Annotated in this window: 16 protein-coding genes and 1 tRNA gene; 11 read left to right on the top strand and 6 right to left on the bottom strand. The window is 61.2% G+C overall.

Annotated features, from left to right (window positions below; all coding sequences use genetic code 11):
• Positions 1–104 precede the first annotated feature (104 nt).
• The gene (locus DXD24_RS01830) at positions 105–1067 is read left to right on the top strand and encodes a hypothetical protein (RefSeq protein WP_117645970.1); all 963 of its coding nucleotides are present in this window, start codon (positions 105–107) and stop codon (positions 1065–1067) included.
• A 220-nt stretch (positions 1068–1287) separates the two neighbouring features.
• On the opposite strand, the gene DXD24_RS01825 is transcribed toward DXD24_RS01830, so the two are convergent.
• Together DXD24_RS01825 and DXD24_RS01815 are read right to left on the bottom strand one after the other, a co-directional pair.
• Complete coding sequence (locus DXD24_RS01825; RefSeq protein ID WP_117563731.1) at positions 1288–1884, bottom strand: 5-formyltetrahydrofolate cyclo-ligase; 597 nt, start codon at positions 1882–1884, stop codon at positions 1288–1290.
• A 383-nt stretch (positions 1885–2267) separates the two neighbouring features.
• Complete coding sequence (locus DXD24_RS01815; RefSeq protein WP_117645967.1) at positions 2268–5306, bottom strand: insulinase family protein; 3039 nt, start codon at positions 5304–5306, stop codon at positions 2268–2270.
• Positions 5307–5875: 569 nt separating this feature from the next.
• Between DXD24_RS01815 and DXD24_RS01810 the strand changes: the two genes are divergently transcribed.
• A complete protein-coding gene (locus DXD24_RS01810) occupies positions 5876–7342 on the top strand; it encodes an ATP-binding protein (protein ID WP_117645965.1) in 1467 nt (488 codons plus the stop codon).
• Between the two features lie 100 nt (positions 7343–7442).
• Here the strand turns inward: DXD24_RS01810 and DXD24_RS01805 are convergent, their stop codons facing one another.
• On the bottom strand, positions 7443–7934 hold the full coding sequence (locus DXD24_RS01805) for a hypothetical protein (protein ID WP_117645963.1): 492 nt from the start codon (positions 7932–7934) through the stop codon (positions 7443–7445).
• An 11-nt stretch (positions 7935–7945) separates the two neighbouring features.
• Here DXD24_RS01805 and DXD24_RS01800 point away from each other — a divergent pair, with 11 nt between their 5' ends.
• Positions 7946–8515, top strand: a complete 570-nt coding sequence (locus DXD24_RS01800) for a hypothetical protein (RefSeq protein WP_117645961.1) — start codon at positions 7946–7948, stop codon at positions 8513–8515.
• A gap of 319 nt (positions 8516–8834) precedes the next feature.
• Here DXD24_RS01800 and DXD24_RS01790 read toward each other — a convergent pair whose 3' ends face one another.
• Positions 8835–9521, bottom strand: a complete 687-nt coding sequence (locus DXD24_RS01790; protein WP_117563722.1) for a DUF5710 domain-containing protein — start codon at positions 9519–9521, stop codon at positions 8835–8837.
• Between the two features lie 335 nt (positions 9522–9856).
• Positions 9857–9931, bottom strand: a tRNA-Val gene (locus DXD24_RS01785).
• 289 nt (positions 9932–10220) lie between these two features.
• Between DXD24_RS01785 and DXD24_RS01780 the strand changes: the two genes are divergently transcribed.
• The 3 genes from DXD24_RS01780 (at position 10221) to glmM (ending at position 15120) form a co-directional block, all read left to right on the top strand.
• Positions 10221–11243, top strand: coding sequence for a DMT family transporter (locus DXD24_RS01780; protein ID WP_172674587.1), 1023 nt, complete (start codon positions 10221–10223; stop codon positions 11241–11243).
• 149 nt (positions 11244–11392) lie between these two features.
• Positions 11393–13705 (top strand): DUF4012 domain-containing protein, encoded by a 2313-nt coding sequence (locus DXD24_RS01775; protein ID WP_117563721.1) that lies wholly within the window; start codon positions 11393–11395, stop codon positions 13703–13705.
• Between the two features lie 83 nt (positions 13706–13788).
• Positions 13789–15120, top strand: coding sequence for a phosphoglucosamine mutase (glmM, locus tag DXD24_RS01770; protein ID WP_117563720.1), 1332 nt, complete (start codon positions 13789–13791; stop codon positions 15118–15120).
• 205 nt (positions 15121–15325) lie between these two features.
• Here glmM and DXD24_RS01765 read toward each other — a convergent pair whose 3' ends face one another.
• A complete protein-coding gene (locus DXD24_RS01765) occupies positions 15326–16867 on the bottom strand; it encodes a carboxypeptidase M32 (protein ID WP_117645959.1) in 1542 nt (513 codons plus the stop codon).
• A 505-nt stretch (positions 16868–17372) separates the two neighbouring features.
• On the opposite strand from DXD24_RS01765, the gene pheS reads away from it, so the two are divergent.
• The 5 genes from pheS (at position 17373) to DXD24_RS01740 (ending at position 24117) form a co-directional block, all read left to right on the top strand.
• Positions 17373–18449 (top strand): phenylalanine--tRNA ligase subunit alpha, encoded by a 1077-nt coding sequence (gene pheS, locus DXD24_RS01760; RefSeq protein ID WP_117563718.1) that lies wholly within the window; start codon positions 17373–17375, stop codon positions 18447–18449.
• 180 nt (positions 18450–18629) lie between these two features.
• Positions 18630–21083: a phenylalanine--tRNA ligase subunit beta gene (gene pheT, locus DXD24_RS01755; RefSeq protein WP_117563717.1), complete on the top strand. Its 2454-nt coding sequence runs from the start codon at positions 18630–18632 to the stop codon at positions 21081–21083.
• Between the two features lie 326 nt (positions 21084–21409).
• Positions 21410–22492: a cobalt transporter CbiM gene (gene cbiM / locus DXD24_RS01750; RefSeq protein ID WP_117563716.1), complete on the top strand. Its 1083-nt coding sequence runs from the start codon at positions 21410–21412 to the stop codon at positions 22490–22492.
• Positions 22470–23306: an energy-coupling factor transporter transmembrane protein EcfT gene (locus tag DXD24_RS01745; protein WP_117563715.1), complete on the top strand. Its 837-nt coding sequence runs from the start codon at positions 22470–22472 to the stop codon at positions 23304–23306. Before cbiM ends, DXD24_RS01745 begins: the two co-directional genes overlap by 23 nt.
• A 43-nt stretch (positions 23307–23349) precedes the next feature.
• Positions 23350–24117: an energy-coupling factor ABC transporter ATP-binding protein gene (locus tag DXD24_RS01740; protein WP_147326342.1), complete on the top strand. Its 768-nt coding sequence runs from the start codon at positions 23350–23352 to the stop codon at positions 24115–24117.
• Positions 24118–24156: the final 39 nt, after the last annotated feature.

The raw sequence follows: 24156 nt of genomic DNA, 5'->3' as shown, positions 1-24156 counted from the left end.
ATCCAAAACCGTCAAGCATTTGGTCAGCTGCTGGACAGCATTTGGTCAGACTTCGCATGAAACCGTCTGGTACGTTGGCGCCGTTCCAAGAGTTGGGAGGCGACATGGCAAACGCGACGGCGAATCAAAGACTTACAGGCCACATTAAAGCGTGCGAGCAGCAGATGAGCTGCGTGTACGCGCGCACGACGGCGGAGGCAAAGCAGATTGAGCGGCGGGTGGCGGCGGGAAGTCTCGAAGTGGTCATGCCGGGACTGTATGCGCGTCCGAAATACTGGTCCGAGCTCAAGTTTCGGCAGCGTTATCTGCATCGGGTGCGGGCGCTTGCGCAAAAGCACCCCGACTGGACGTTTTGCTCCTATACGGCGGCCGTTGTCTATGGTCTTTCGGTTTCGCATGCCAATTTGACGCACATCCATATCGCCGCGATGCCGGCGCAATCGACGACGCCAGGCTCTCAAGTCGTTCGCCATCGGTATGCTTATCGGACACGGGCCAGCGAGATGGATATTGCCGTGACCGTTATCGATCAAACGATTGCGGATTGCCTGGTCGATGCATCGTTTGTCGAAGGGCTGATCATTGCGGACTCGGCGCTCCATGAGCAGCTTTTGTCGAAGGAACATCTCATTGAGGCAGTTAACAAGCTCGGCTTGAATCGCCGCGGTGTTGTGACGGCGCGCAGGGTTGCACGGTGTGCCGACGGCCTGTCGGAAAGCGGCGGCGAGTCCAAGGCGCGGGCGCTGATGATCGAACGAGGCTGGCAGGTTCCGGAGCTGCAAGTTGAGCTGTTCGATCCGGTTGAGCCGGGAAGGCCGTATCGCGTTGACTATTTGTGGCGCGTGGGTGACCGGTTGATTATTGGGGAGTTCGACGGATTCGTTAAAAGCGAGAAGGCGGCGGAGGAGGGCAAGCTTGCAAAGGCGCAATTTGATGAGCGCCAGCGCGAGTCGAGGCTTTCGCTGCTCGATAACTGTAAGATTGTGCGCTTGTGCTGGGATGATCTAAGGGACCCGACAAAGCTCGATCGCAAGCTCAAGGTTGCCGGCGTGCCGCGTGCATGCTGAGGCGGTGGCAGGGCGTTAGGCTGCACGAGCGTGGAAATCCGGACGGATGAGCGTGGGAATTTAGACGCGATTTGGTTGAGCGTGGATTTTCGGACACACGAGCGTGGATTATCGGACGTTTGAATAATGAGCGTGGATAATCTCCCGTTTTTTGCCCCCGAACAGGCCCAAAGTGGGAAATTTTCCACGCTCATTTTTGTGGGGTGCAGCGTGCCAGCCGTTAGGCGCTGATGATGTGGGGTAGCGGCAGGTCGTGGACGTCGGTGGGAACGTGGTCGACACGCTGCTCGTCAAAGGCGATGCCGATGATTTGGCATGCGGGTGAGAGCATGGGCAGGTAGCGGTCGTAGCAACCGCCGCCGTAGCCCAGGCGCGCGCCGGTTTGATCGAAGGCCACGAGCGGCACAACAATCATGTCGAGTGCTTCGGCAGGCACGATAGGGAAGCGGCCGCTGTCGATGTCCGTGGCTGCGAAGGCCCGCGTAGGGTGGCCGATAAACGGGGCCGCGTCCGCGTCGCCGGCAGCAACTGCCCGCATGCACATGCGTTGGCCACAAGCTGCGGCTTCGGCTGCCGAGAGCATGCACGGATAGGCCACGCGCCAGCCGCGTTTGGCGACAGCTGCGGCAAACGCGGCAGGGTCGACCTCGGAACCCATCGCGGCATAGACGGCAACGGTGTGCGGCGCCGCGGCATCCAAGCGGCCCAGCAGCTCAACAAGCCGCGCGCAAATGACAGCAGACTTCGCCGCCCGCAAGTCCAAATCAAGAGCATCGCGCCGAGCAATCACCGCCCGCCGCAACTCAGCCTTGTCCATCCCGGCTTCCTCTCCCAAACCTACCAAAAAGGGACAGGTTTATTTTGGCAGGTTTTATCTGGGCAAACACCCAAACCACCACACAAATCATCGCAAGGGGGCAGTTCATGGAGACCTTCGTAGTGGTTTTGACGAAGAGCGGGTGTTCGCGGCGGTTTGTCTCGATCTGTAACAGTAACTCGGCAAAATTGGACTTAGATGTTACAGATTGAGACAAAGGGCCGGCGTCATCCGGAAACGTCTCGATTTGTAACATCTGGAGCCGATATTGCCGTCTAGATGTTGCAGATTGAGACAAACCGCCGCGGTGGGCTGCGCCGCCCCACTCAAGCCGCAGAAAAAGGTAGATTTTCAAGCATGTTCCAAAAATCTACCTTTGTGCGTTAGCCCATCAGGTCGACTACGTTAAAGCCGGCGTTGCTCTTGGCGATGACGTCTCGGCCGCCAAAGACGCAGGTGGGCGACTCGGCTGCGATGCGCGTTACGTCGGTGCCGAGCGAGCGCAGCTCACCGGGCGTGGCGGCGAGCATCTGGGCGCGACGCTCCTCGCGCGCATGCGGATCGAGCCCGGCCAGGTAGGTCGTGTTGCGGCGCTTGGTGAGCGCATAGGGCTTCACCGGCGCGTCCATGCCGCTCACGCAGCTCACGATAAAGCCCTCAAAGGCGGCCTCGTCGGGCTCAAAGCGGCCAAGCCATGCGCCTGCACGCTCCACGCGCTCAATCGAAGGGTCGATCGCCGGGTCGCGGTAGGTGTAGAACGCCGTCTGGCGCTCGCCGGCTGCGCGGAATCCGCAGCCGTATGCACCGCCCTTCACGCGAATCTCGTTCCACAGGTAATCGTAGGAGAGCGCGTTGGCAGCCACGGCCCAAGCGCCTGTCACGTCAAGCCTCAAGCGACGCGGATCGCACGCACGCGCGGCAAAGCAGATGTCGCTGGGGATCACGAAAGCCTCGTGGCGGTCGCACGGCGCCGGCACCGCGAGCGCGTCGCGGCCGGCACCGTCGCCCGCACCCAGCCCCAGGTCGCCCGCGGCATCCCAGTACGTGTCAAAGTCCTCGTCGCTGCCGGTAAAGCTCGCCATGCAGCCATCGGCCACAAAGATACGCTCCGCCAGCTCGGCAAGCTTGGTACGCAGCCCGTTCACGCGCTCGTCAAAGTGCTCGAGCAAATCGCGCAGGAACAGGTAGAAGTCTACGCCCGAAAGCTGCTCGCGCACCACGGCCGAAGGCGAGCTGTAGCTCATCGCGCGACCGAGCGCCGCCGAGTGGCCGTTGTTGATAAAGCCCTGCTCAAGCCCAATGCGAATCTGCGTGAGCACGTCGCGCACGCGGTCGGCGTCGGCATCGAGCAACAGCGTGCTCGACCACACCTCGCGCGGCAGGCTTGCCAGCGCATCGATTTTCTCGGACAGGGCACCGGCGCTCACCAGCAGGTAGGGGCGCACGCCGTCCACGTCGGGCTGGGTCATGACCTCGGTCGTAAAGCTCAAAAAGCCGAGCTTGCCAGCGAGCAAGTTGTCGAGTTCCTCGGCCGAGTGCTCGCGCGTGGGCAGCTGCTTAAGCAGGCGGCAGAGCAGTGTCACATAGGGCAGGTCCTCAAACGCGACGCAGCTCAGGTCGAAATACTGCATGGCGTAGGCCAAACGGTTGGTGGGGATGTCGTGGCGCAGGCAGGGGATGGGCGTGGTCGTGTCTACGACCAGCGGCGGCTCGGGGCGCGCCTCGCCAATGTCGGACACGCGCAGGCGCGGCAGCGTGGCCTTGGCCTCGGGCGTGTCTTCTGCCTCCTGCGCGGCACGCAGCGCGGCCGTGCGCTCGACCACGTCGGCCAGCTCGGCATCGGTCATGGCGTCGCGCTTGGCGGTGAGCTCGGCGGCCTCGGCACCCTCCGAACCCTCGTCGGCGTCCACCGGCACCAGCTCGACCAGTGCCATGTGATCGTTCTGCAGCACCAGCTCGCGCAGCAGGTCCTCAAAATAGCTGCCGTCCAGCTCGCTACGCAGCTCCTCGTACACCGGGCCGTACTTGAGTGCCAGCGTCGCGGCGTCGTCATCGTAGAGCCAGGTGCTCAGCGCGTCGCACGCAATGGCCACGCCGTCGGCGATGCCGTAGTCGCGCTGGCGCAGATCGTACTCGTTGCTGCTGATGATGGCTTCCAGGCGCTCGCGCGGAACGCCGTGCTCGCACAGGTCGCGACAGGCGTCCTGGAACACGCAGCGCAGCTCGCGCGCCACGCCGGGCTGCGCGTTTTGCAGCATGATGAGCTCGTAGGGCTGCAGGCTCTCGGCCGCGGTGTAGCTCACTACGTTGCCGCCCAGGCCGGCGGCCAGAATGGCCTTCTTAACCGGCGCTTCGTTGGAGCCCAGCAGCGCCTCGAACAGGATGTCCGCCGCGATCGTGCGCTTGCGGTCGAGCGCGCTGCCCAGAACAAGGCCCAGGCCCACCAGGGCGTTCTCGGGCGTAGTGGCCATCTCGACGCGCTTATACTCGCAGGTCACAGGCTCCTGCACGTCTAGCGGATTGGGTGCCAGCGCGGACGGGTCCTCGCCGGCGGCAACGGCGGCGTCCATGCGGCGGCTCGCGGCGCTCGGCTGCGACAGATAACGCTCGCCCAAAAACGCCAGCGCGCGGTCCACATCCAGGTCTCCATAGAGCGTGATGTAGGAGTTGGAGGGGTTGTAGTGGCGCGCGTGCGTATCCAGGAACTGCTCGTAGGTGAGCGCGGGAATCGCGCGCGGGTCGCCGCCGCTCTCGTGCGCATAGGCGGTGTCGGGATAGAGCGCGGCGTTGACGGCGTCGTCCAGCACGCTCATGGGATCGGACAGTGCGCCCTTCATCTCGTTGAACACCACGCCGTTATAGCGCAGCGTGCCCTCGCGCAGGCTCGCGGAGCTGTCGCCGCCCTCGCCCTCGGCGCCCTTCGGCAGATCCAGTTCGTAGTGCCAGCCCTCCTGCTCAAAAATGGTGGGCTTGGTATAGATGGCCGGGTTGAACACCGCGTCTAGGTACACGTCCATCAAGTTGTACAGGTCCTGCTCGTTGGTAGTGGCAACGGGGTAGATGGTCTTGTCGGGGTAGGTCATGGCGTTGAGGAACGTCTGCATGGAGCTCTTGATCAGGTCGACAAACGGCTCCTTGACGGGAAACTTGGCCGATCCGCACAGCACCGAGTGCTCAAGAATATGGAACACGCCGGTGGAATCGGCCGGCGGCGTCTTAAAGCCAATGGCAAAGGCCTTGTTTTCGTCATCGCACGCCAGGTACAGCAGACGAGCGCCCGAGGCGGTGTGGCGCAGCACGTAGGCGTCCGAGTCAAGCTCGGGAACGGTCTCGCAGCGCTCGACGGCAAAGCCGTGGCAGGTGGCGCCGGGCACCAGCAGCGCGGCAGCAGCGGCGCGCGGGTCGGTTGAGGTAGTGGACATATGCAGTCTCCTTTGACGCCCCAACGGGGGCGAATCGAGTCGAATCTCCGAGAGTATACCCATATGGGGCCGCGGCTCTGCGACGAACTGAAGACGATGCCAGCGGATTGGACAAAGGCCCCGCGCGTTCACCGCACGAGCGTGGAAACTTGGACGCCTATCGAATGAGAGTGGATTTTCGGACGGAATCAGCCTCAAAACGCCCAAAAACCGTCCAAATATCCACCCTCATTTCCCGACCGTCCAAAATCCACGCTCATCCGCCGCCCGCACATCTCTCATATCTCATTCGTCTCTAATACGAGAGATAACAGAAAGATGAGAGATAAATATGAGAGATAACAATGCTGCAAAGAGACAGACAACCATGGTATTGTCTCAATATAGATTGTTTTACCAGCGAAAACATGTTTAAATGAAACAGATGACAGACATCTTATCTTTCATCTCTCACTCCTCTCTAATATGAGAGATAACAGAAAGATGAGAGATAATTACGAGAGATAACTGAGAGACGAAGGAAATCTATTCGCGGCATTCTTCGCAGAACCGAGCGAAAGGACGTGCAGATGAACGAAAACGAACTGACCGGTCTGCTCGAGTCTTTAAGGCGCATGGGCTCGGACGATCTTAACGTTGAGGTCAAGGAGAGCGCCACGACGCTTTCCCGCGACGTATGGGAAACGGTCAGCGCTTTCGCAAACACCGCCGGCGGCATCATCGTACTCGGAGTGAGCGAGCGCGCGGGTTTTGTCCCAGTTGCAAACTTTGAGACCGAGAAAGTGCTCAACCAATTCGTGGCGGGCATGGGCGATGCTGGCGGTCGCGGAAAGCTGGCCAATCCGCCCAAATACACCATTGAGCGCGTGGAGCTCCAGGGCACCGTGGTTCTAGTCATCGCGATTGAGGAGCTTGACCCGTCGAGCAAGCCTTGCTATGTCATGGAGCGGGGCGCTCAAGGTGGCAGCTACAAACGCATCGATGACAAAGATGTCCCGCTTTCGTCGACCGAGGTTTTGGCACTGTCGTCATATGAACGGACGAGTCCTAGCGATCGCGATGCGGTGCCCGGCACGAGTGTGGGCGATCTCGACGAGTCGCTGGTCGACCGCACGATAGAGCGTGCCTATTCGTTGACGCCTCGAGCGATGCGCGGTGCGGCGGACAAGAAGACAAAGATGGAGCGTCTGAATTTCCTCGACTTCCAGGGCAATGTTACCAAGGCCGGCCTCCTTGCCGCGGGCGTTTACCCTCAGCAGTTCTATCCCAAGCTCTTCATTGATGTGGCTGTCCACGTGGGAACTCAAAAGGGAGCTGCGGGGCCACTAAGGTTTATGGACCGCACAATCTGTGAGGGAACGTTGGGCGAGATGATCTCGGATGCTGTCGCGGCCGTCGCCAAGAATTTGCGGCGAACCTCGACCGTCCAAGGCGTCTCGCGTGTCGACTCGCTGGAGATTCCCGAGGAGGTTCTGCGCGAGGCAATCGCCAACGCCGTAATCCATCGAGAATACGGGGATCGGTTCTGTGGACAATCGATTGCCGTCGACGTCTTTGACGATCGTGTCGAGGTGACGAATCCTGGCGGCCTTTACGGGGGGAAGACTCGCGAGAACTTGTTTGACGGCAGCTCCCGATGCCGTAACGCGACGCTCGTGAAACTCATGTCGATTGTCCCGCTGCCGGATGGCGCAGGTTCGCCGGCTGAGGGCAATGGCTCGGGCATCCCGATGATGATCGATGCCATGCGCGCGCATGGTCTGGCCGAGCCCCTGTTCTGCCCGGGGTTCGATCGGTTCAAGGTCGTACTTTACCGTCCAAAGATCGAGCCGGTCGATCATGGCGGGGACTTGATTATGACGGCACTCAAGCGCTACGGCGAATTGGGGACGCGCGAACTGGCGGAGCGCACGGGACTCACGGTTTCCCAGGTTAGGGCACGCGTCAATGCGCTCATTGAGCAGGGTGAGCTTGAGCCGACGGCGCCGTCGACAAGCCGCAACCGCAAATATAGACTGTCAGAGCGCGTGGAATAAATGCGTTAGTGGACGAGGCGACCCAATAATCGACCCTCGATTGGCGCCCACTAAGGTAAAGCGGTTGTTGCCCAGTCGACGGTGATGCTAAAGACTCGGCTTACGCCGGCATGGCCCCGAACCCGTCCATCAGGAACAGCCTGAGAACCAGCTTGATGACATTTCCCGGTTTGACTTCAGCCGTGCCAAAGACGTGGCGCTCGGCGAGCTCGCTGCAGTATGCGTAGATATCGCGGATAAGGTCCGCGCCCGAAAGCGTAAACATGTAGCCTGCGTCCGAAAGCGCATTGGGTGCGGCGGGCAACTTGGTCATGCGACAAAAGGTCAACAGGTCGGGCGCCATAGCGTCTTGGTAGCCAAGATGGCCGCTGTCTTCTTGTGCGGCGAGTTCCAGCTGGCGTACTCGATCCAGCGCCGCTGCCAGCACAAAGCTCGGTGTGGGCGCATTGACGTCTTCCGTGTTCGCCACGAGTTTGCCCGCCGCCTGTGTGACAAGCCAGGCGACCTCGCGCTGGCAACGCACGGCCTTGCGCGTAACCGGCTTGATGGACGAAGAAGAAACGCTCCCCTTAGGCGGATTCGAAGCAGCCATAAGACCCTCCCATGAACAATCCGGTCCAACAAGCCCGGATGAAACACGTGCTACATCAGTATACAGGGGAGTGGGGTAGCGGGGTACAAGCGCGCCAGCGGCAAACCGAGAGCATCAACAATGTGCCTCCGCTCTATTTGGACGATGGTACGTGGGTCATTAAGTACTCGGTTCAAGCGCCGGGTACCGTTGGTTTTCGAGACCAGAATTACAACCGTAAAATGCTCAACTGCATGGAATGTGACGTCCCAGTCGGAGTCATATTTGCAACCGAGGTGGGCTATAAGGTGCTCGGCCTTGCGTTTGTTGAGCGGTTCGAGCCCGAAAACGGATGGTTTGTTCTGCACGGTCCTGTTCATAAAGGCGGACCGGACCCTCGTTTTGCGCCCGACATGAGTTATCTGAAGCACATACCCGTCGATATTGAGTTTGCCGGACAGGGTGCGACCGACGATGAAATTTGGCTTTGGCGGTCTTTTACGATCGTGCTGTTTGATCGGATCGCGTGGCGATGCAATCTCGCACACGCCTGCCGGTGCATGCTCTTCCTGATTTGTATAGCGAGAGGGGAGCGAACGTGAGCTGGCGAGGCGATATTGCGATGGGGAAGTACGGAAAACTGCCGTGCGCCCTTATAGACAACAAAATGTTTCCGAGCGTAGAAGTTGATTGCGGGTCGTTTGTCGTCGCCTGTCCTTGCTGCGGCTCGCAAATACCGTGCCTCGACATTCGGTTCATCGATGCGTGCGACAGACTTAGCGACGAAGTGAGAAAACGGACAGGCGTTCATATGCCGGTGTATCAGGAGAAATGCCCTGTTTGTGGCCTCGATATCGTGTACGACGCCGGCGACGAGGGATAGGTGATGCGGAGGAGCTGGCTGTGAAGGCATCTCTGTCCCTATAAATAAATCCCCTCACCGAGCTGCTTGTGGAACTTGGCGTGATGGTCGCGTGCCCAGGTAAAGAGCGCCTGGTCAAAGTCGGTGCGCGTGGCCGGGACGCCAAAGACGCCGGCAACTTCGACGCGTACAAACTCCAGTGCCGGCAGCTTGTTGATGGCAGTGAGGGCAAACGGGGACGAGGGCTCCTCGAACAGATAGCGGCTGCCTTGCAGCGCGTCGCAAATGGTGCACGTGTTGCCGAGCGACGGGGCTTTGGAGGCTCGCGCGCCTACGGGCTTGTAGCCGCAGCGCTTATGAAGGTAGTCGCGGATCTCGCCCGGCACGCAGCCAAGAGCGGGCACGATGGCGAGTGCGTTGGCGTTGGCCGTGTCGATGGCAATGTGCCCGGCTTCGTTGGGCGCGTGCGCGATGGCGATGCTCTCGTCGTTATCGGTTCGATAGGGAATGCCGAAGGCCGCGACCGAGGTCTCTTTGTGACACTTCCAGCACTCGCGCTTGCCCAGTACTAGATATATATACGGCGCTGAGGGGTCGGATCGGTCAACACCGGGCAGCCACTCGGCAAAGGGCTCGGGGTTGACGCCGCTGGGTACATACCAGATCTTCTTGGTCCGGTCCCATTTGGCGCCCAGCGCTTTGGCTTCTTCTTTGTGCGAAAAGGGGACATCGAGCTCGGTGCGCATGGCGGCTCCTTGGTGCTGCAGGTGCGAGTGGCTCAAGGATACCGCAGGGCGCAGACATCGCGGCGTTTTGTTGAGAAGTTGCGGCGCGGACTGCTTGGTTACGCCGTTAGATAAATTGGCAAGTAGATGGTCGGCTTTTGACCAGTTGGGCGGTTGGAGCAGCTTGCGGCGCAGTTTTGTGCCTGGCTATTGTTGATGTTGGGGTATTGAATATATTTGGCTGCCATTCGTCAGGTGAATTGTTGTTACGTTGCGATGACGGTTGGAACTGCCAGCGGATTTAGCGACAAAAAACAAAACAGCCCAGAGTACATAGCCTCTGAGCTGCGAACATTTGGTGGGCGTTAGAAGATTTGAACTTCTGACCTCTTCCGTGTCAGGGAAGCGCTCTCCCCCTGAGCTAAACGCCCGATCAAGGGTGCGCAAGCGCGCAAGGGATAATATAACGGAGCCTGAACTCGGTGGCAAGAACATTTTTAAAAATCGCTTACATTGTGGAATTCGGGGGCTTTGTCATATCCATTTCAAAAGAGCCTGCTGCCGCGATTTGACTGTCGCATAATGCAAGGCCATTGCGGTATCGAGCTATGGAAAGACGTCTGCGGAATTGTCCTACCGATAAGCGGACAAGCCTCCAGCTGGTGCCTTCGCCGTGGTAAGGTAAGCCGAATTGTTTCCAGGCTGCTTCGAGGGAATGGAATGAGCAAAGAGCGTGTCGAGCAGGTCGAAGGCGCAGGGGCTTCGGTGCCGATGACCGATATATCGAACATTGATGTGCCCGAGGGCACCGATGAGCTCAGCCGTAGCACCCGCCGCGCTTGGCGCGAGCGCCTGAACAGCGCTTCGACGCGCAAGATGATCACGGGCGTCTTGGCTACGCTGGTGGGCGGTTCGTTTTGGGGCTTCTCGGGCACCAGCGCGAGCTTTCTGTTCGATACCTACCACGTCGACACCTTGTGGCTTATGAGCGTGCGTCAGATTCTCGCCGGTCTACTCTTTATGGCCGTGGTTGTTACGCGCGACCGCGAGCGCCTGATTAAGCTCTGGACCACACCCGCCGATCGCAAGCAGCTGCTGCTCTTTACCGCCTTTGGTCTGCTGTTCAACCAGTTTTGTTATCTTTCGGCCGTGCGCCTGACCAATGCCGGAACCGCGACGGTGCTCCAATGCCTGCAACTGGTCATCATTATGGGCTACACCTGCGTGATCGACCATCGCATGCCTCGCGTGCGTGAGGCCGTTGGCATTGGGTTGGCCCTGGGCGGCACCTTTTTAATCGCTACCGGCGGCGACCCTACCAGTCTGAGCATATCGCCGCTTGGCCTGGTCGCAGGCCTTATGTGTGCGGTCAGCGCCACGTGTATGGCGGTGATTCCCGCCAAGATCCTGCCCGAATACGGCAGCCCCATCGTCACGGGCTCGGCAATGCTCACGGCGGGCGTGGTCTCGTGCGTCTTCGTGCAGCCTTGGGCGCATATGCCGGCACTCGACGCTGCCGGCGTCGAGGCGCTCGCGGTATTCGTGGTTATCGGCTCGTTTTTTGCTTACATGCTCTATATGCAGGGCGTTAAGGACATCGGCTCGGTGCGTGCGAGCCTCATCGGAACTGTGGAGCCGGTTTCGGCGACCATCACCAGCGCCGTTATGCTGGGCACGGTGTTTTTGCCGACCGACCTTATCGGCTTTGCCATGATCATCGTGATGATGTTCCTCACGGTGTAGCTGGCGCCGCCGCCAAGACAGAAAAGGTGTTGTGCCGCATTTTCGCCAATTGACGTCCGTGTCTGGAGTTTAGCTGTCGATGCTCAAAATGCCATAAACTAGTAACGTTATGGATTTTTTCATTGCGACTCAATTGCGAGGATTTCTTTATGGCTGGTAATCACTTTAAGGGCAGCGATAACGGCCGTCCTGCAGTTCCGCCGCGTCCGAACGGGGCTGGTAAGGCCGGCACGCCGGGCGGCGCTGGACAGGGCGGTTCCGGTAAGCGCGTGTCCCCGGGCGAGACGGCGATGTTTACCGCTCTGTACGAGCAGTCTCAAAAGGCGAAAAAGACCGGCCGTGCAAGAGGGAATGTCTTTGCGGGCGGTGCAACCTCCGCGTCGCAGCCGAGCGGGGCTCCTTCGGTACCTGCGAACAACGCAGGTGCTGCCAACGCCGCAAATGCCGCCGGCAACGTTAATGCCGGCAAGGCCGCCAACAATACTCCCTCTGCCGGTGGCGCGGGGCTTACGGGTAACCTTGGCACGATTTACACCGGTGCCTCCGAGACTGGCACGTTCGCCCGCCTGGATGATAGCGGTGCCGAGTTTGCGGGCTCGGGTTCCAAGGAAGATTATTACGATTTTGGCTTGAACTACGGTAGCGACGCTTCGTCGAGTTCGACCTCTGACGGTCTGGTCCGTCATCGCCATCGCAAGGGCGAACGCAAAAAGCGTCACACCGGCGCCATTATTGCCGCTGTAGTCGCGGTGCTTCTCGTTGCGCTTGGCGCAAGCGGCTTTATGCTGCTTAACTCGGCAAAGACCGTAAAGAGTGAAGCGAAGGAGGCCGTCGAGATTGTCGGTGGCCTTAAGGACAAGGTCACGTCGGGCGATTTTTCGACGCTGCCTGACGACGCGAAGAAGATTGATGAGCTTTGCGACAGCATGAAGGCGGAGACCTCGAGCCCGCTGTGGACGGCGGCTTCGTTTATCCCGGTGTATGGCAGCGACATCAATGCGGCCCGCACCATGATCGACGCCCTGTCCGATGTCTCGAGCAATGCGCTGGTTCCCATGGCCGATAACCTTTCGCAGGCCACGCCCGGCAAGCTGTTTCAGGACGGCATGATTAACGTGTCCGCGCTGCAGGCGGTCGCCGATTCGCTTTCCAGCAGCTCGAAGGTGTTCAAGAGCGCCAACGAGAAGATCCAGGGCATTGGCGATACTCATATTTCCCAGGTAACCGAGCTGGTCGATAAGGCCAAGGACGGCTTTGCCACCCTCAACGGCGCGGTTGACGCGGCGGAGAAGGTCGCCCCCGTCCTTCCGCAGATGCTCGGCGCCAACGGCCAGACGCGCAACTACCTTGTGTACGCCATGAACAACGTCGAGATTCGTGCCTGCGGCGGCTTTGGCGGTTCGCAGGGCCTGATTTCGGTCACCGACGGCCAGATGTCGATTGGCGAGTTTGTTCCCCGCATTGGACTCAGCGAGGATGAGGCAGTCGAGAGCGTCGACGAAGAGGATGAGGCGCTGTTCGGCAACCACAGTAACCTGTACAACTCGGGCAATACCTATTCGCCTGATTGGCCCCGCAACTCGCAGCGTGTCGCAGCCCTGTGGAAATCTCAATATGGCCAGGACGTTGACGGCGTCGTGGGTATCGACCCGGTGTTCCTGCAGTATCTGCTGGGCCTGGTCGGTAACGTGTCGCTGCCCGACGGAACGGTTGTCGACGGCACCAACGCCGCAAAGGTCCTCATGCACGATGTGTACTGGAACTATCCGGTCGAGGAGTCGGACGGCATCTTTGCATCCGTCGCCAGCGCTGCCTTCGACAAGATCCTTGGCGGTATCGGCGATGTCGATGTTACGAAGCTTGTCAGCGCCGTTGAGCGCGGTGCCGAAGAGGGCCGCCTGATCGCGTGGATGAAAAACGATGACGAGCAGAACGCTATCAAGGAGATGAACATCGACGCCTCGCTGCCCGATCCGGATGACCCGAGTGAAGATCCCGTTGCTGGTGTCTACTTTAACAACCTGAGCTTCTCCAAGCTCGACTGGTACCTGAATGCCGATACGCAGATTGGCCAGGGCATCAAGAACGGTGACGGCACATGCTCGTATCGCATCACCGTTACCCTGACGAACATCATGACGCAGGAGGAGGCCGGCAAGCTGCCCGACTACGTCGCGGCGAGCGCGCCCGATGCCGCGCGCGACGACGAGCGTCTGAATGTCTCGTTGTTTGCCCCGACGGGCGGCAACATTACTGATCTGACCGTCGAGGGCACCCAGTTTGGTCTTGGCGCCGCTACGTGGCATGGAATCCCCTTCTATTCGGGCACCGTTGACCTGCATGCTGGCGAGACGACGACGATCACATATACGCTGACCACGTCAGCCGAGGCGGGGGACAAGCCGCTTACGCTGCGTCAGACTCCTACATGCCAGGCGGCTCGCGACAGCGCGTCGGCGTAGGGTTTTTCTGGTAGCGCAGATAATCGAGTACCATTTTGGGGCGGACAGGCAATCTGTTCGCCCCTATTTTGTAAGGAGAGCGCATGAAGTACTTTGGCACCGACGGCTTTCGCGGTGAGGCTAACGTTGGGCTGACGGTAGAGCACGCTTATAAGATTGGCCGTTTTGTGGGCTGGTATTACGGCGCCAACCGCGAGCGCAAGGCGCGCGTCATCGTGGGTAAGGACACGCGTCGCTCGAGTTATATGTTCGAGGCGGCGCTGGTGAGTGGCCTGGTCGCGAGCGGTGCGGACGCCTATATGCTGCACGTGATCCCCACGCCGGGCGTAGCACATCAGACCGTGGAAGGCTGCTTCGATTGCGGCATCATGATCAGTGCGAGCCACAACCCGTTTTGCGATAACGGCATTAAGCTCGTCAATAGCGACGGTTTTAAGATGGACGAGGACGTACTGGAGCTCATCGAGGACTACGTCGATGGCAAGAGCGAGGTGCCGCTGGCCACGGGCAACCACATCGGCGCCACGGTGGACTACATGCAGGGCCGCAACCGCTACATTGCCTCGCTCATCGCCAGCGCGAACTTTTCGCTGCAGGGCGTCAAGATCGGCATCGACTGCGCCAACGGCTCGGCGTCCTCGGTGGCCAAGCCGGTGTTCGACGCGCTGGGCGCCGACGTGCGCGTGATCAATGCCGCGCCTGATGGTTTTAACATCAACGTCGACTGCGGCTCCACGCATATGGAGCGTCTGCAGCGCCACGTGGTGGAGCAGGGCTTGGACGTGGGCTTTGCCTATGACGGCGATGCCGACCGCTGCCTGGCCGTGGACGAGCGCGGCCGCGTGGTCGATGGCGACCAGATCCTGTACGTGTGCGGCGTGTACCTGAACAAGCACGGTCGCCTTTCGGGCGGTACCGTGGTTCCGACGATTGCCAGCAACTTTGGCCTGATCAAGTCGTTGGAGCTTGCCGGCCTAAGTGCCGTGACCAGCGGTGTGGGCGACCGTCACGTGTATGCCAAGATGCGCGAGGGCGGTTACAGCCTAGGCGGCGAGCAGACGGGCCATACGATCTTTGGCGATATCGAGCGCACGGGCGACGGCATTATGACCTCGCTGCGCGTGATGGAAGTGATCCGCGCCGAGCGCGAGACGCTCTCGCAGCTCACGGCTCCGTGCAAGCTGCTACCGCAGGCGCGGGTGGCCGTGCGCGTGGCGGACAAGGACGCCGCGCTCGAGAACATGGGCGTGCAGAACGCCATCGCCGAGGCCGAGGCTGCGCTGGCAGGCGAGGGCCGCGTGCTCGTGCGCAAGAGCGGAACCGAGTCGGTTATCCGCGTGCTGGCCGAGGCGCCCGACCAAGCATCCGCCGATGCCGCCATGAAGCGCATCGCCAACGCACTCGAGGCTCTGTAGTTACGCGGCTTTACCAAACCGCGTAACTGCTCGACGCTGCAAACGCCCCTAAGCGGCAATCTGACGTTCAATTTCAAGGGCGCGACCAGAAGGTCAGCGCCCTTTCATTTCACGTCACCTTGCTCGCTTAGGGTCGTTTTCGCTGACGTTGCCAAGACATTGGCGTCAACATGGTTGGCGTTGGCGATGGCGTGCTGGTCAATCCTTACAGCTCGTACAGCGTGGTGAACTTGTCCTGCAGGTAGCTGCAGTAGTAGCGGGCGTCAAAATCCATGCCGCAGGCACCCTTGATGAGTACCGGCGCGTCCTTGGCGCGGCCCCACTGCCAAATGTGCTCGCCCAGCCACGCGCGGACGGGTGCCAAGTCGCCGCTCGCGCAGGCACCGGTAAGGTCGACGCCGTCGCGGCACATGGCCGGCACAAACATGGCATCGTAGGCGCTACCCAGCGCATACGTGGGGAAGTAGCCAAACGAACCGCCGCTCCAATGCGTATCCTGCAGGCAGCCGTGCGTGTCGTCGGGAACTGGAATGCCCAGGTACTCGTCCATAAAGCGATTCCAAAGCGCGGGGATGTCCTTGGCCGTAGCCTCGCCGGCAAACAGCATGCGCTCGATCTGGTAGCGCACCATAATATGCAGCGGATAGGTGAGCTCGTCGGCCTCGGTGCGGATCAACGACGGCTGCGCGATGTTCACGGCGCGGTAGAGCGTGTCTTCGTCGACGTCGCCGTAGACCTCGGGCGCGTGACGACGCAGCACCTCGAGCAGCGGGCCCATAAAGGCGCGGCTGCGACCCACGGTGTTCTCGAAAAAGCGGCTCTGGCTCTCGTGGATGCCCATGGAGGTGCCGCCCTCCAGGCACGTGCGCGCATAGGCGGGATTGACGCCCAGCTCGTACATGGTGTGCCCCGCCTCGTGGATGATGCTGTAGACGTTGGAGATGCAGTCGTCCTCGTAGATGTGCGTCGCGATGCGCGCATCGCCCACGGCAAAGCCCTCGCTAAACGGATGCTCGGTAAAGGCAAGCGCGGTGTCGTCCAGGTCCAGGCCGACAAGCTTCATAAGGTCGAAGCTCATGGCGCGCTGGGCAGCCTCGGGCACGTGGGCGTGCAAAAAGTCGGCAGCCGGCTGCTGGCCGCGCTCGCCGATGGCGTGCACGAGCGGCACGACCGTGGCCTTGACCTCGTCGCAAAACGCGTCGAAGCTCTTGGCGGAAAGGCCGCGCTCGTACTGGTCGAGCCAAACGTCGTATGGATCGCGCTTGGGGTCCATGAGCTCGGCCTGATGCTTAAGTTGGGCGACGATTCTATCCACATAGGTCTCAAAGCTCGCCCAGTCGTTGGCTGCCTTGGCCTTGTGCCACACGGCGTCCGCCTCGCAGGTGAGCCTGGTCCAGGCCTCGGCTTCTTCGGTGGGGATGGCACTGGCCTCACGTTGATCGCGGCCGAGCACACGGATCTCGTCGAGCAGCTGAGGGTCGTCGATTTTGCCGCCGGCGACGGTCTCGCGCGCTAACGAGCGTACGAGCTCAACGGACTTCTCGCTGGTCAGCAGCTTGTGATGCTCGCCGGCAAGCGTGCCCATGGCGTCGGCACGCGCTGCTGCGCCGTTGGCAGGAGCAATCGTCGCTCCATCGAACTCGGCAATCTTGAGCAGGTACTCGCGAGTCCACAGCTTGCCTTCGAGCTTGCGGAGCTTCTTGATGCTCTTGCCCGCCTTGGCCTTCTTATCGAGTTTCTTTCCCATACCTATATCCTTGATCTCGCAGGTCGAGCGCCACGGGTGGGCGTGCGGCCAGTTTGCACAGCTACCTGCCTTGTACCCAGTGCGAACAAAACGGAACGCGGCGATTCACACGCAGAATGTGTTATCCTATAGCCCAATGCGTTGACGGAGAGGGTTTTGCCCGCCGCGTCGCCGGCAAGAGAGGGAAGGTCATGGGCTGCGAGCCTTCCTGTGGTGACAAGGGCCAAGCGTTCACTCCCGAGCAGCGACCTCAACGGGCACGCGGCCAGCGGCGGCGAAGCCCCAGTAGGGAAGCCGTGAGCCTCGCGACAAGGGGTACAGAGTGGGCGCGGCGGGCCAGACATCCGCCGGGTCAAACAAGGTGGTACCGCGGAATTCAACCGTCCTTGGGCAATGCACATGCCCGAGGGCGGTTTTTTGTTACCGAACCGGGCCGCGTTTTCACAACGCCAGACGGTGGCAGCCGCCTCGGCAAACGGAGAGCGCGAGAGACGAAAGGGAAGACATGAGTCTGATTGATGATCTGGTCAAACTCGAGGAAGAGGCCAAGGAGCTCGTCGCAGGCGCCGACGACGCAGCCAAGCTCGAGGCTGCGCGCGTTGAGCTGCTCGGCCGCAAGGGCCGCATCACCGGCCTGATGCGCATGATGGGCAAGCTCGCCCCCGAGGATCGTCCCGTGATGGGCAAGCGCGCCAACGAGATGCGCCAGCTGATTGAGGGCATGCTCGACGAGCGCAACACCGAGATGAAGGCCGCCGCCCTCAAGCGCGCACTGGAGCACGACGCCGTCGACATCACGCTGCCGGGCATCCGTCCGCAGATCGGCCACCAGCACCTGATCAAGCAAATCATCGAGGAGGCCGAGGACATCTTCTGCGGCATCGGCTACACCGTCGAGTCCGGTCCCATGGTCGACACCTCCTACTACAACTTCACCGCGCTCAACGCCCCTATGGATCACCCGAGCCGCTCGGCCCGCGATACCTTCTACGTGGTCGACAATAACCCCGGCAGCGTCGCGCACCCCGAGGCCCACGCCCACGGCGAGTCCGACGTGCTGCTGCGCACCCAGACCTCGGGCGTGCAGATCCACACCATGGAGTCGCAAAAGCCGCCCATCTACATGATTTGCCCGGGCACCGTCTACCGTCCCGACACGGCCGATGCCTGCCACCTTCCGCAGTTCAACCAGATCGAGGGTCTGGTCGTCGACGAGGGCATTACCTTTGGCGACCTTAAGGGCACGCTCGACTACTTTGTTAAGTGCATGTTTGGCGAGGACCGCAAGACGCGCTATCGCCCGCACTTCTTCCCCTTCACCGAGCCCAGCTGCGAGGTGGACGTGAGCTGCCACGTGTGCGGCGGCAAGGGCTGCAACTTCTGCAAGCACAGCGGCTGGATCGAGATCTTGGGCTGCGGCATGGTCGACCCCAACGTCCTGATCAACTGCGGCATCGATCGCGAGAAGTACACCGGCTTCGCCTTTGGCATTGGCGCCGAGCGCGTCGCGGCCCTGCGCTACGACCTGCCGGACCTCAGAACGCTCATGACGGGCGATATGCGCTTCTTGAACCAATTTTAAGTTGACCTGTCCCGGCGGCTTCCCGAGCCACCGCACCTTGCCTTTCAATCGTCGGTTGCGTACCTAAGTACGCGGCCCTCCTCTTTCAAGGCAATCTGCGGCACCTCGGAAACCCGTCTCCGTAGCTGGAGTTTTCCGTCTGTTTATTGCAGGCGTTACAGATGAAAGGAGACCAGTTAGATGCGCGTTTCTTACGACTGGCTCAAGACCATGATCGATATTCCGGAGGATCCCAAGACCCTTTCGGACGAATATATCCGTACCGGCACCGAGGTCGAGGCGATCGACACCGTGGGCGAGTCCTTCGACCACGTGGTGACCGCCAAGGTGCTCACCAAGACCCCGCACCCCGATAGCGACCACATGTATGTGTGCTCGGTCGATGTGGGCGACAAGAACCTCGATGCCGACGGCAATCCCGCTCCGCTGCAGATCGTCTGCGGCGCGCAGAACTTCGAGGCCGGCGACCACATCGTCACGGCCATGATCGGCGCTGTCCTGCCCGGCGACGTCAAGATCAAGAAGAGCAAGCTTCGCGGCGTCGTGTCCATGGGCATGAACTGCTCTGCGCGCGAGCTCGGCCTGGGTGGCGACCACTCCGGCATCATGATTCTGCCCGAGGACACGCCCTGCGGTATGCCGTTTGCCGAGTACGTGGGCTCGAGTGATACTGTGCTCGACTGCGAGATCACGCCCAACCGTCCCGATTGCCTGTCCATGATCGGCATGGCCCGCGAGACCGGCGCCATCTTCGACCGCGATTTCCACGTTGAGCTGCCCGCCATCAAGGCGGAGACCGGCCGCGCGACCGACGACGAGCTTTCCGTCGAGATCGCCGACGAGGGCCTGTGCGACCGCTACGTCGCCCGCATCGTGCGTAACGTGAAGGTCGGCCCGTCGCCCGACTGGATGGTCAAGCGCCTCAACGCCCTGGGCGTGCGCCCGCACAACAACATCGTCGACATCACCAACTACGTGATGATGCTCACCGGTCAGCCGCTGCATGCCTTTGACCTGTCTACCTTTGCCGAGCGCGACGGCCACCGCCGCGTGGTGGTTCGCGCCGCCCAGCAGGACGAGAAGTTTACGACGCTCGATGGCGAGGAGCGCGTGCTCGACGCCGGCATGGGCCTCATCACCGACGGCGAGCGCCCCGTGGCGCTGGCCGGCGTTATGGGCGGCATGGATTCCGAGATCGAGGACGACACCGTCGACGTGATGGTCGAGAGCGCCTGCTTTAACGCCGGCCGCACCTCGCACACCAGCCGCGATCTGTCGCTGATCTCCGACGCCTCCATTCGCTTTGAGCGCCAGGTTGACGAGACTGGCTGCGTGGATGTCGCCAACGTTACCTGCGCGCTCATCGAGGAGATCGCCGGCGGCGAGGTTGCTCCCGGCTATGTCGATGTTTTCCCCGCGCCCAAGACCATCGACAGCATCAAGCTGCGCCTGGCCCGCGTGCATGCCATCTGCGGTGCCGACATCGAGCCCGATTTTATCGAGCGTTCGCTTACCCGTCTGGGCTGCACCGTCGAGCGCGACGGCGAGGACTTTATGGTTACCCCGCCGAGCTTCCGTCCCGACCTGCCGCGCGAGATTGACCTGATCGAGGAGGTCCTGCGCCTATGGGGCATGGGCCGTGTGACGGCGACCATCCCGGCTGCCAAGAACCACATCGGCGGCCTGACCCGCGAGCAGAAGCTCACCCGCAAGGTCGGCGAGATCCTGCGCGCCTGCGGCCTCAACGAGACCACGACCTTTGGCTTTGCCGCCCCGGGCGACCTGGAGAAGATCGGCATGCCCACCGAGGGTCGCGGCTGCCCCGTGGTGCTCATGAACCCGCTGGTGGCCGAGCAGACCGAGATGCGTCGTTCGCTGCTGCCGGGCCTGCTGCAGTCCGTGGCCTACAACGAGGCGCACGGTACGCCCAACGTGCACCTGTACGAGGTCGGCAGCCTGTTCCACGGTCGCGAGAACGCCAGCCTGCCCAAGGAGACCAAGTCCGTCGCGGGTGTGCTCTCGGGCCAGTGGAGCGAGCAGTCTTGGAACATGAAGTACCGTAAACTGCGTTTCTTCTTTGGCAAGGGTATCGTCGAGGAGCTGCTCGCCCAGCTGCGCATCGAGAAGGTTCGCTTCCGTCCCGTCGAGGGCGAGGGCTATGCCTTTTTGCAGCCGGGTCGTGCGGCCGAGGTTCTGTCCGGCGGCACCGTGCTGGGTTGGGTCGGCGAGATCCACCCCGAGGCGCGCGAGGCCTGCGGCATCGACGAGGTTGTCGTTGCCTTTGAGCTTGACCTGGACAAGCTGATCAAGGGTGCCCGCAACCAGGAGAACTACCGCGAGTTCTCGCAGTACCCGGCCGTTGAGCACGACCTTGCCATTGTGGTCGACAATGCCGTGACCTGCGAGGATCTTGAGCGCCGTATTACCAGCGCCGGCGGCAAGCTGCTCGAGGGCGTGCGCCTGTTCGATGTCTACCGCGATCCGGTTCGTATCGGCAAGGGCAAGAAGTCCATGGCCTTTGCGCTCACGTATCGCTCGGACGACCACACGCTTACTAGCGAAGAGGTCGAGAAGGCGCACCAGAAGATCGTCACCAAGGTGTGCAAGGGCGTAAACGGCGAAGTCCGCTCGTAATCTTTGCTGTTCGGAACCCGCCCCCTGCGGGGTTTTCACGGCAACGTCCTCGCCACTTCGCGGCTGCGGGATGTTGCCTTAGAAAACCCCTCTCGGGGGCGGGTTCCTGCGTTAACCTTGTTGCGAGCGGATCGCACCTTCTTCCGGGTGACCGGAAAGTTGGGAGTGCATGGGCCCTTTATTGGGCGGTGCGTGGACCTGGGCTAATAACGTACGTATTGCAAGGGCGTGCTGCGTTGTGGGCGGTGCGCCTTTTTGTTAGTATGCAGAGTCGGTGTTACGGATTGTTGGAAACGTAACACACAACGTTCTGATTGAGAGGGCTCATGCATATTCCCGATAATTATCTGTCCCCGCAGACCGATGCCGTTATGGCGGTGGCGATGGTGCCCGTATGGGTTCACTGCATCAAAAAGGTGCGCGCCACGCTCGATCGCGAGCATATGGCGTTCCTGGGCATCTGCGCCGCATTCTCCTTCTTGCTCATGATGTTCAACGTTCCGCTGCCCGGCGGTACCACTGGTCACGCCGTCGGCGGCGCACTCATCGCGCTGCTGCTGGGCCCCGAGGCCGCGGCTATCGCTGTCTCGGTCGCTCTGGCGCTGCAGGCGCTGCTGTTTGGCGACGGCGGCGTTCTGTCGTTTGGCGCCAACTGCTTTAACATGGCCTTTGTGCTGCCGTTTGTCGCTGCTATCGTGTTCCGTGCGCTCAACAGCCGTCTGCACGACAAGAGCTGGGGCACCTCGGTTTCTGCCATCGTGAGCGGTTGGGTCGGCCTGTGCCTGGCGGCCCTGTGCGCGGCAATCGAGTTTGGTATTCAGCCGATGCTCTTCACCAACGCTTCGGGCGCCCCTCTGTACTGCCCCTTCCCGCTGTCCGTGGCTATTCCGGCCATGTTGATCCCGCATATGCTGGTTGCCGGCGTGATCGAGGGCGTGGCGACGGCCGCCATCTACGGCTTCATTAAGAAGACGGCGCCGAGCATTATCGTCGGCCCCGAAGCCGCCGATGGCCAGCTTGCCGCCGATGGTACCGCCAAGAAGACTTCCCTGATTCCCACGCTCATTCTGGTCGCCGTGCTTGTCGTGGCTACGCCGCTCGGCTTGCTCGCCACCGGTGACGCCTGGGGTGAGTGGGACGCCGAGGGCGCCGCGACCGCCGTTCAGGAGGCTGGCGACGACAGCCTGCAGGCTTCGGTCGGCCTCGACACCCCGACCTTTGCCGACGCCCTGCCCACGGGCGATTATCTGCAGGCCTATTCCGAGGAGCAGGGCCTTGGCTTTGCCGGCCAGGCTGCGATGTATATTCTTTCGGGCGTGATTGGCGTGGCGGTGCTCACCATCACATTCCGCCTGGTCTCGCTGACGGTCAAGGAAAGCGGTGCTCATGGCAATAGCCGAGCTGCCTAGTTGGCTTGCGGCCGAGGAGCGATATGAGCCCGTGGGGGCTCGGCATCGTGTGATGCAAAAGAATGTCCTGCACCTGGCGAGCCTGCTTGAGCGGGTTCGCCTGGGTGGAGGCGCGCACGAGGGCGGGTCGATGGTCGACCGCGCCCTTTCTTGCGTTTCGGCTCCGGTGCGCCTGGTGGGGATGTTCGTTTGCGTTCTGTGCGTGTGCCTGACACAGAGCCCGCTTTACCTCATGTTGATGGCGGCTATCGCGCTGGTGCTCGTTGCCGTGCGCCCCGTACGCGGGCTGCGGGCAACCTTTGTGCCGGCACTTGGCGCTGCGGGGCTCGCGGTGGTTTTGGCACTGCCCGCCCTGCTGCTGGGCGCGTCTGCCACGGGCGCCATGCTCAAGATTGCGCTCAAGACGTTCATTAATGTGTCGCTTGTGCTGGGCGTTTCATGGACGCTTACCTGGAGCCGCATGTCGGCGGCGCTCAAGACGCTGCATCTGCCCGACGAGGTCATCTTTACCTTTGATATGGCACTCAAGCATATCGAGGTGCTGGGACGCACAGCGCACGATCTGTGCGAATCGGTCATGCTGCGCAGCGTTGGCCGTACGCCTGAGGGATTTTCGCGTACCGATTCGATCGCGGGTATCATGGGCATGACCTTTATCAAGGCGATGGAATGCAGCCACGCGATGGACGAGGCTATGCTTTGCCGCGGCTTTGCCGGTGCGTATCCGGCGCCCGCACGGAGCGGACTGAGCTGGCGCGATGCGGTTTATGCGGTCGCCGTGGCGCTGTTTGCGGTGCTGTGCGCTGTGCTGTAGTGCGGACGGCGGGCTGTTGATGTGAATAGGGAAGGGCGACGTTTTGACGATTGATATGAATAATGCGGCGGGCACGAACGGTGCGGGCGCCGAGGTCGCGCCGCTCATCGAGCTACGCGACGTGGTGTTTTCCTATGCGGGGCATACGGTTGTCGATGGTGTGTCGCTGCAGGTCGATCGTGGCGAGCTCGTTGCCCTGCTTGGCCCGAATGGCTGCGGCAAGACGACGATCATGCGCCTTATTAACGGTCTTGAACTCGCGGACGCAGGGGCATACCTGTTTGACGGGCACGTGATCGATGCAACATTTCTAAAGGATTCCGTGGCTTCCCAGCGCTTTCACCAGCGCGTAGGCTTCGTGTTTCAAAATGCCGATGCCCAGCTGTTTTGCGCCACGGTAGGCGAGGAGGTCGCGTTTGGTCCGGCTCAAATGGGGCTGTCGACAGACGAGCTCAAGTGCCGCGTTCGCGATGCCATGGAGCTGTTCCAGGTTGCCGACCTGGCCGATGCCTCTCCCTATCAGCTATCGGGCGGGCAAAAAAAGCGTGTGGCGCTGGCGGCCGTCGTGTCGATGAACCCCGATATCCTGGTGCTCGACGAGCCTACCAACGGACTCGATGAGGATTCGTGCGACATCGTGGTCAGCTTTTTGCTGGCTTATGTTGCTGCCGGCAAGACGGTCTTAATGAGCACACACCATCAGGATTTGGTACGACGCCTGGGTGCCCGCGCCATCTATATCGACCGATATCATCACGTGGTCGAGGCGTCCGTGCCATCGTATGGAACCGAGAGCGCCGCCGCGGAATAGTTGCTGCGTAGGGTATGTATGGCCGCCTGTGCGACTCTG

It is taken from the genome of Collinsella sp. TF12-2AT (assembly GCF_003436735.1).
GTDB lineage: Bacteria > Actinomycetota > Coriobacteriia > Coriobacteriales > Coriobacteriaceae > Collinsella.
Note: the sequence above shows the minus strand (reverse complement) of the source record. Positions and strands in the feature narration are given on the sequence as shown.

Excerpts from the sequence above, each read along its gene's own strand:
- DXD24_RS01830 (WP_117645970.1), top strand. The coding sequence starts at position 105 with ATGGCAAACGCGACGGCGAATCAAAGACTTACAGGCCACATTAAAGCG.
- DXD24_RS01825 (WP_117563731.1), bottom strand. The coding sequence starts at position 1,884 with ATGGACAAGGCTGAGTTGCGGCGGGCGGTGATTGCTCGGCGCGATGCT.
- DXD24_RS01745 (WP_117563715.1), top strand. The coding sequence starts at position 22,470 with ATGGCAATAGCCGAGCTGCCTAGTTGGCTTGCGGCCGAGGAGCGATAT.
- DXD24_RS01810 (WP_117645965.1), top strand. The coding sequence starts at position 5,876 with ATGAACGAAAACGAACTGACCGGTCTGCTCGAGTCTTTAAGGCGCATG.
- DXD24_RS01775 (WP_117563721.1), top strand. The coding sequence starts at position 11,393 with ATGGCTGGTAATCACTTTAAGGGCAGCGATAACGGCCGTCCTGCAGTT.
- DXD24_RS01790 (WP_117563722.1), bottom strand. The coding sequence starts at position 9,521 with ATGCGCACCGAGCTCGATGTCCCCTTTTCGCACAAAGAAGAAGCCAAA.
- DXD24_RS01765 (WP_117645959.1), bottom strand. The coding sequence starts at position 16,867 with ATGGGAAAGAAACTCGATAAGAAGGCCAAGGCGGGCAAGAGCATCAAG.
- DXD24_RS01800 (WP_117645961.1), top strand. The coding sequence starts at position 7,946 with ATGAACAATCCGGTCCAACAAGCCCGGATGAAACACGTGCTACATCAG.
- DXD24_RS01815 (WP_117645967.1), bottom strand. The coding sequence starts at position 5,306 with ATGTCCACTACCTCAACCGACCCGCGCGCCGCTGCTGCCGCGCTGCTG.
- glmM (WP_117563720.1), top strand. The coding sequence starts at position 13,789 with ATGAAGTACTTTGGCACCGACGGCTTTCGCGGTGAGGCTAACGTTGGG.
- pheS (WP_117563718.1), top strand. The coding sequence starts at position 17,373 with ATGAGTCTGATTGATGATCTGGTCAAACTCGAGGAAGAGGCCAAGGAG.
- DXD24_RS01780 (WP_172674587.1), top strand. The coding sequence starts at position 10,221 with ATGAGCAAAGAGCGTGTCGAGCAGGTCGAAGGCGCAGGGGCTTCGGTG.
- pheT (WP_117563717.1), top strand. The coding sequence starts at position 18,630 with ATGCGCGTTTCTTACGACTGGCTCAAGACCATGATCGATATTCCGGAG.
- cbiM (WP_117563716.1), top strand. The coding sequence starts at position 21,410 with ATGCATATTCCCGATAATTATCTGTCCCCGCAGACCGATGCCGTTATG.
- DXD24_RS01805 (WP_117645963.1), bottom strand. The coding sequence starts at position 7,934 with ATGGCTGCTTCGAATCCGCCTAAGGGGAGCGTTTCTTCTTCGTCCATC.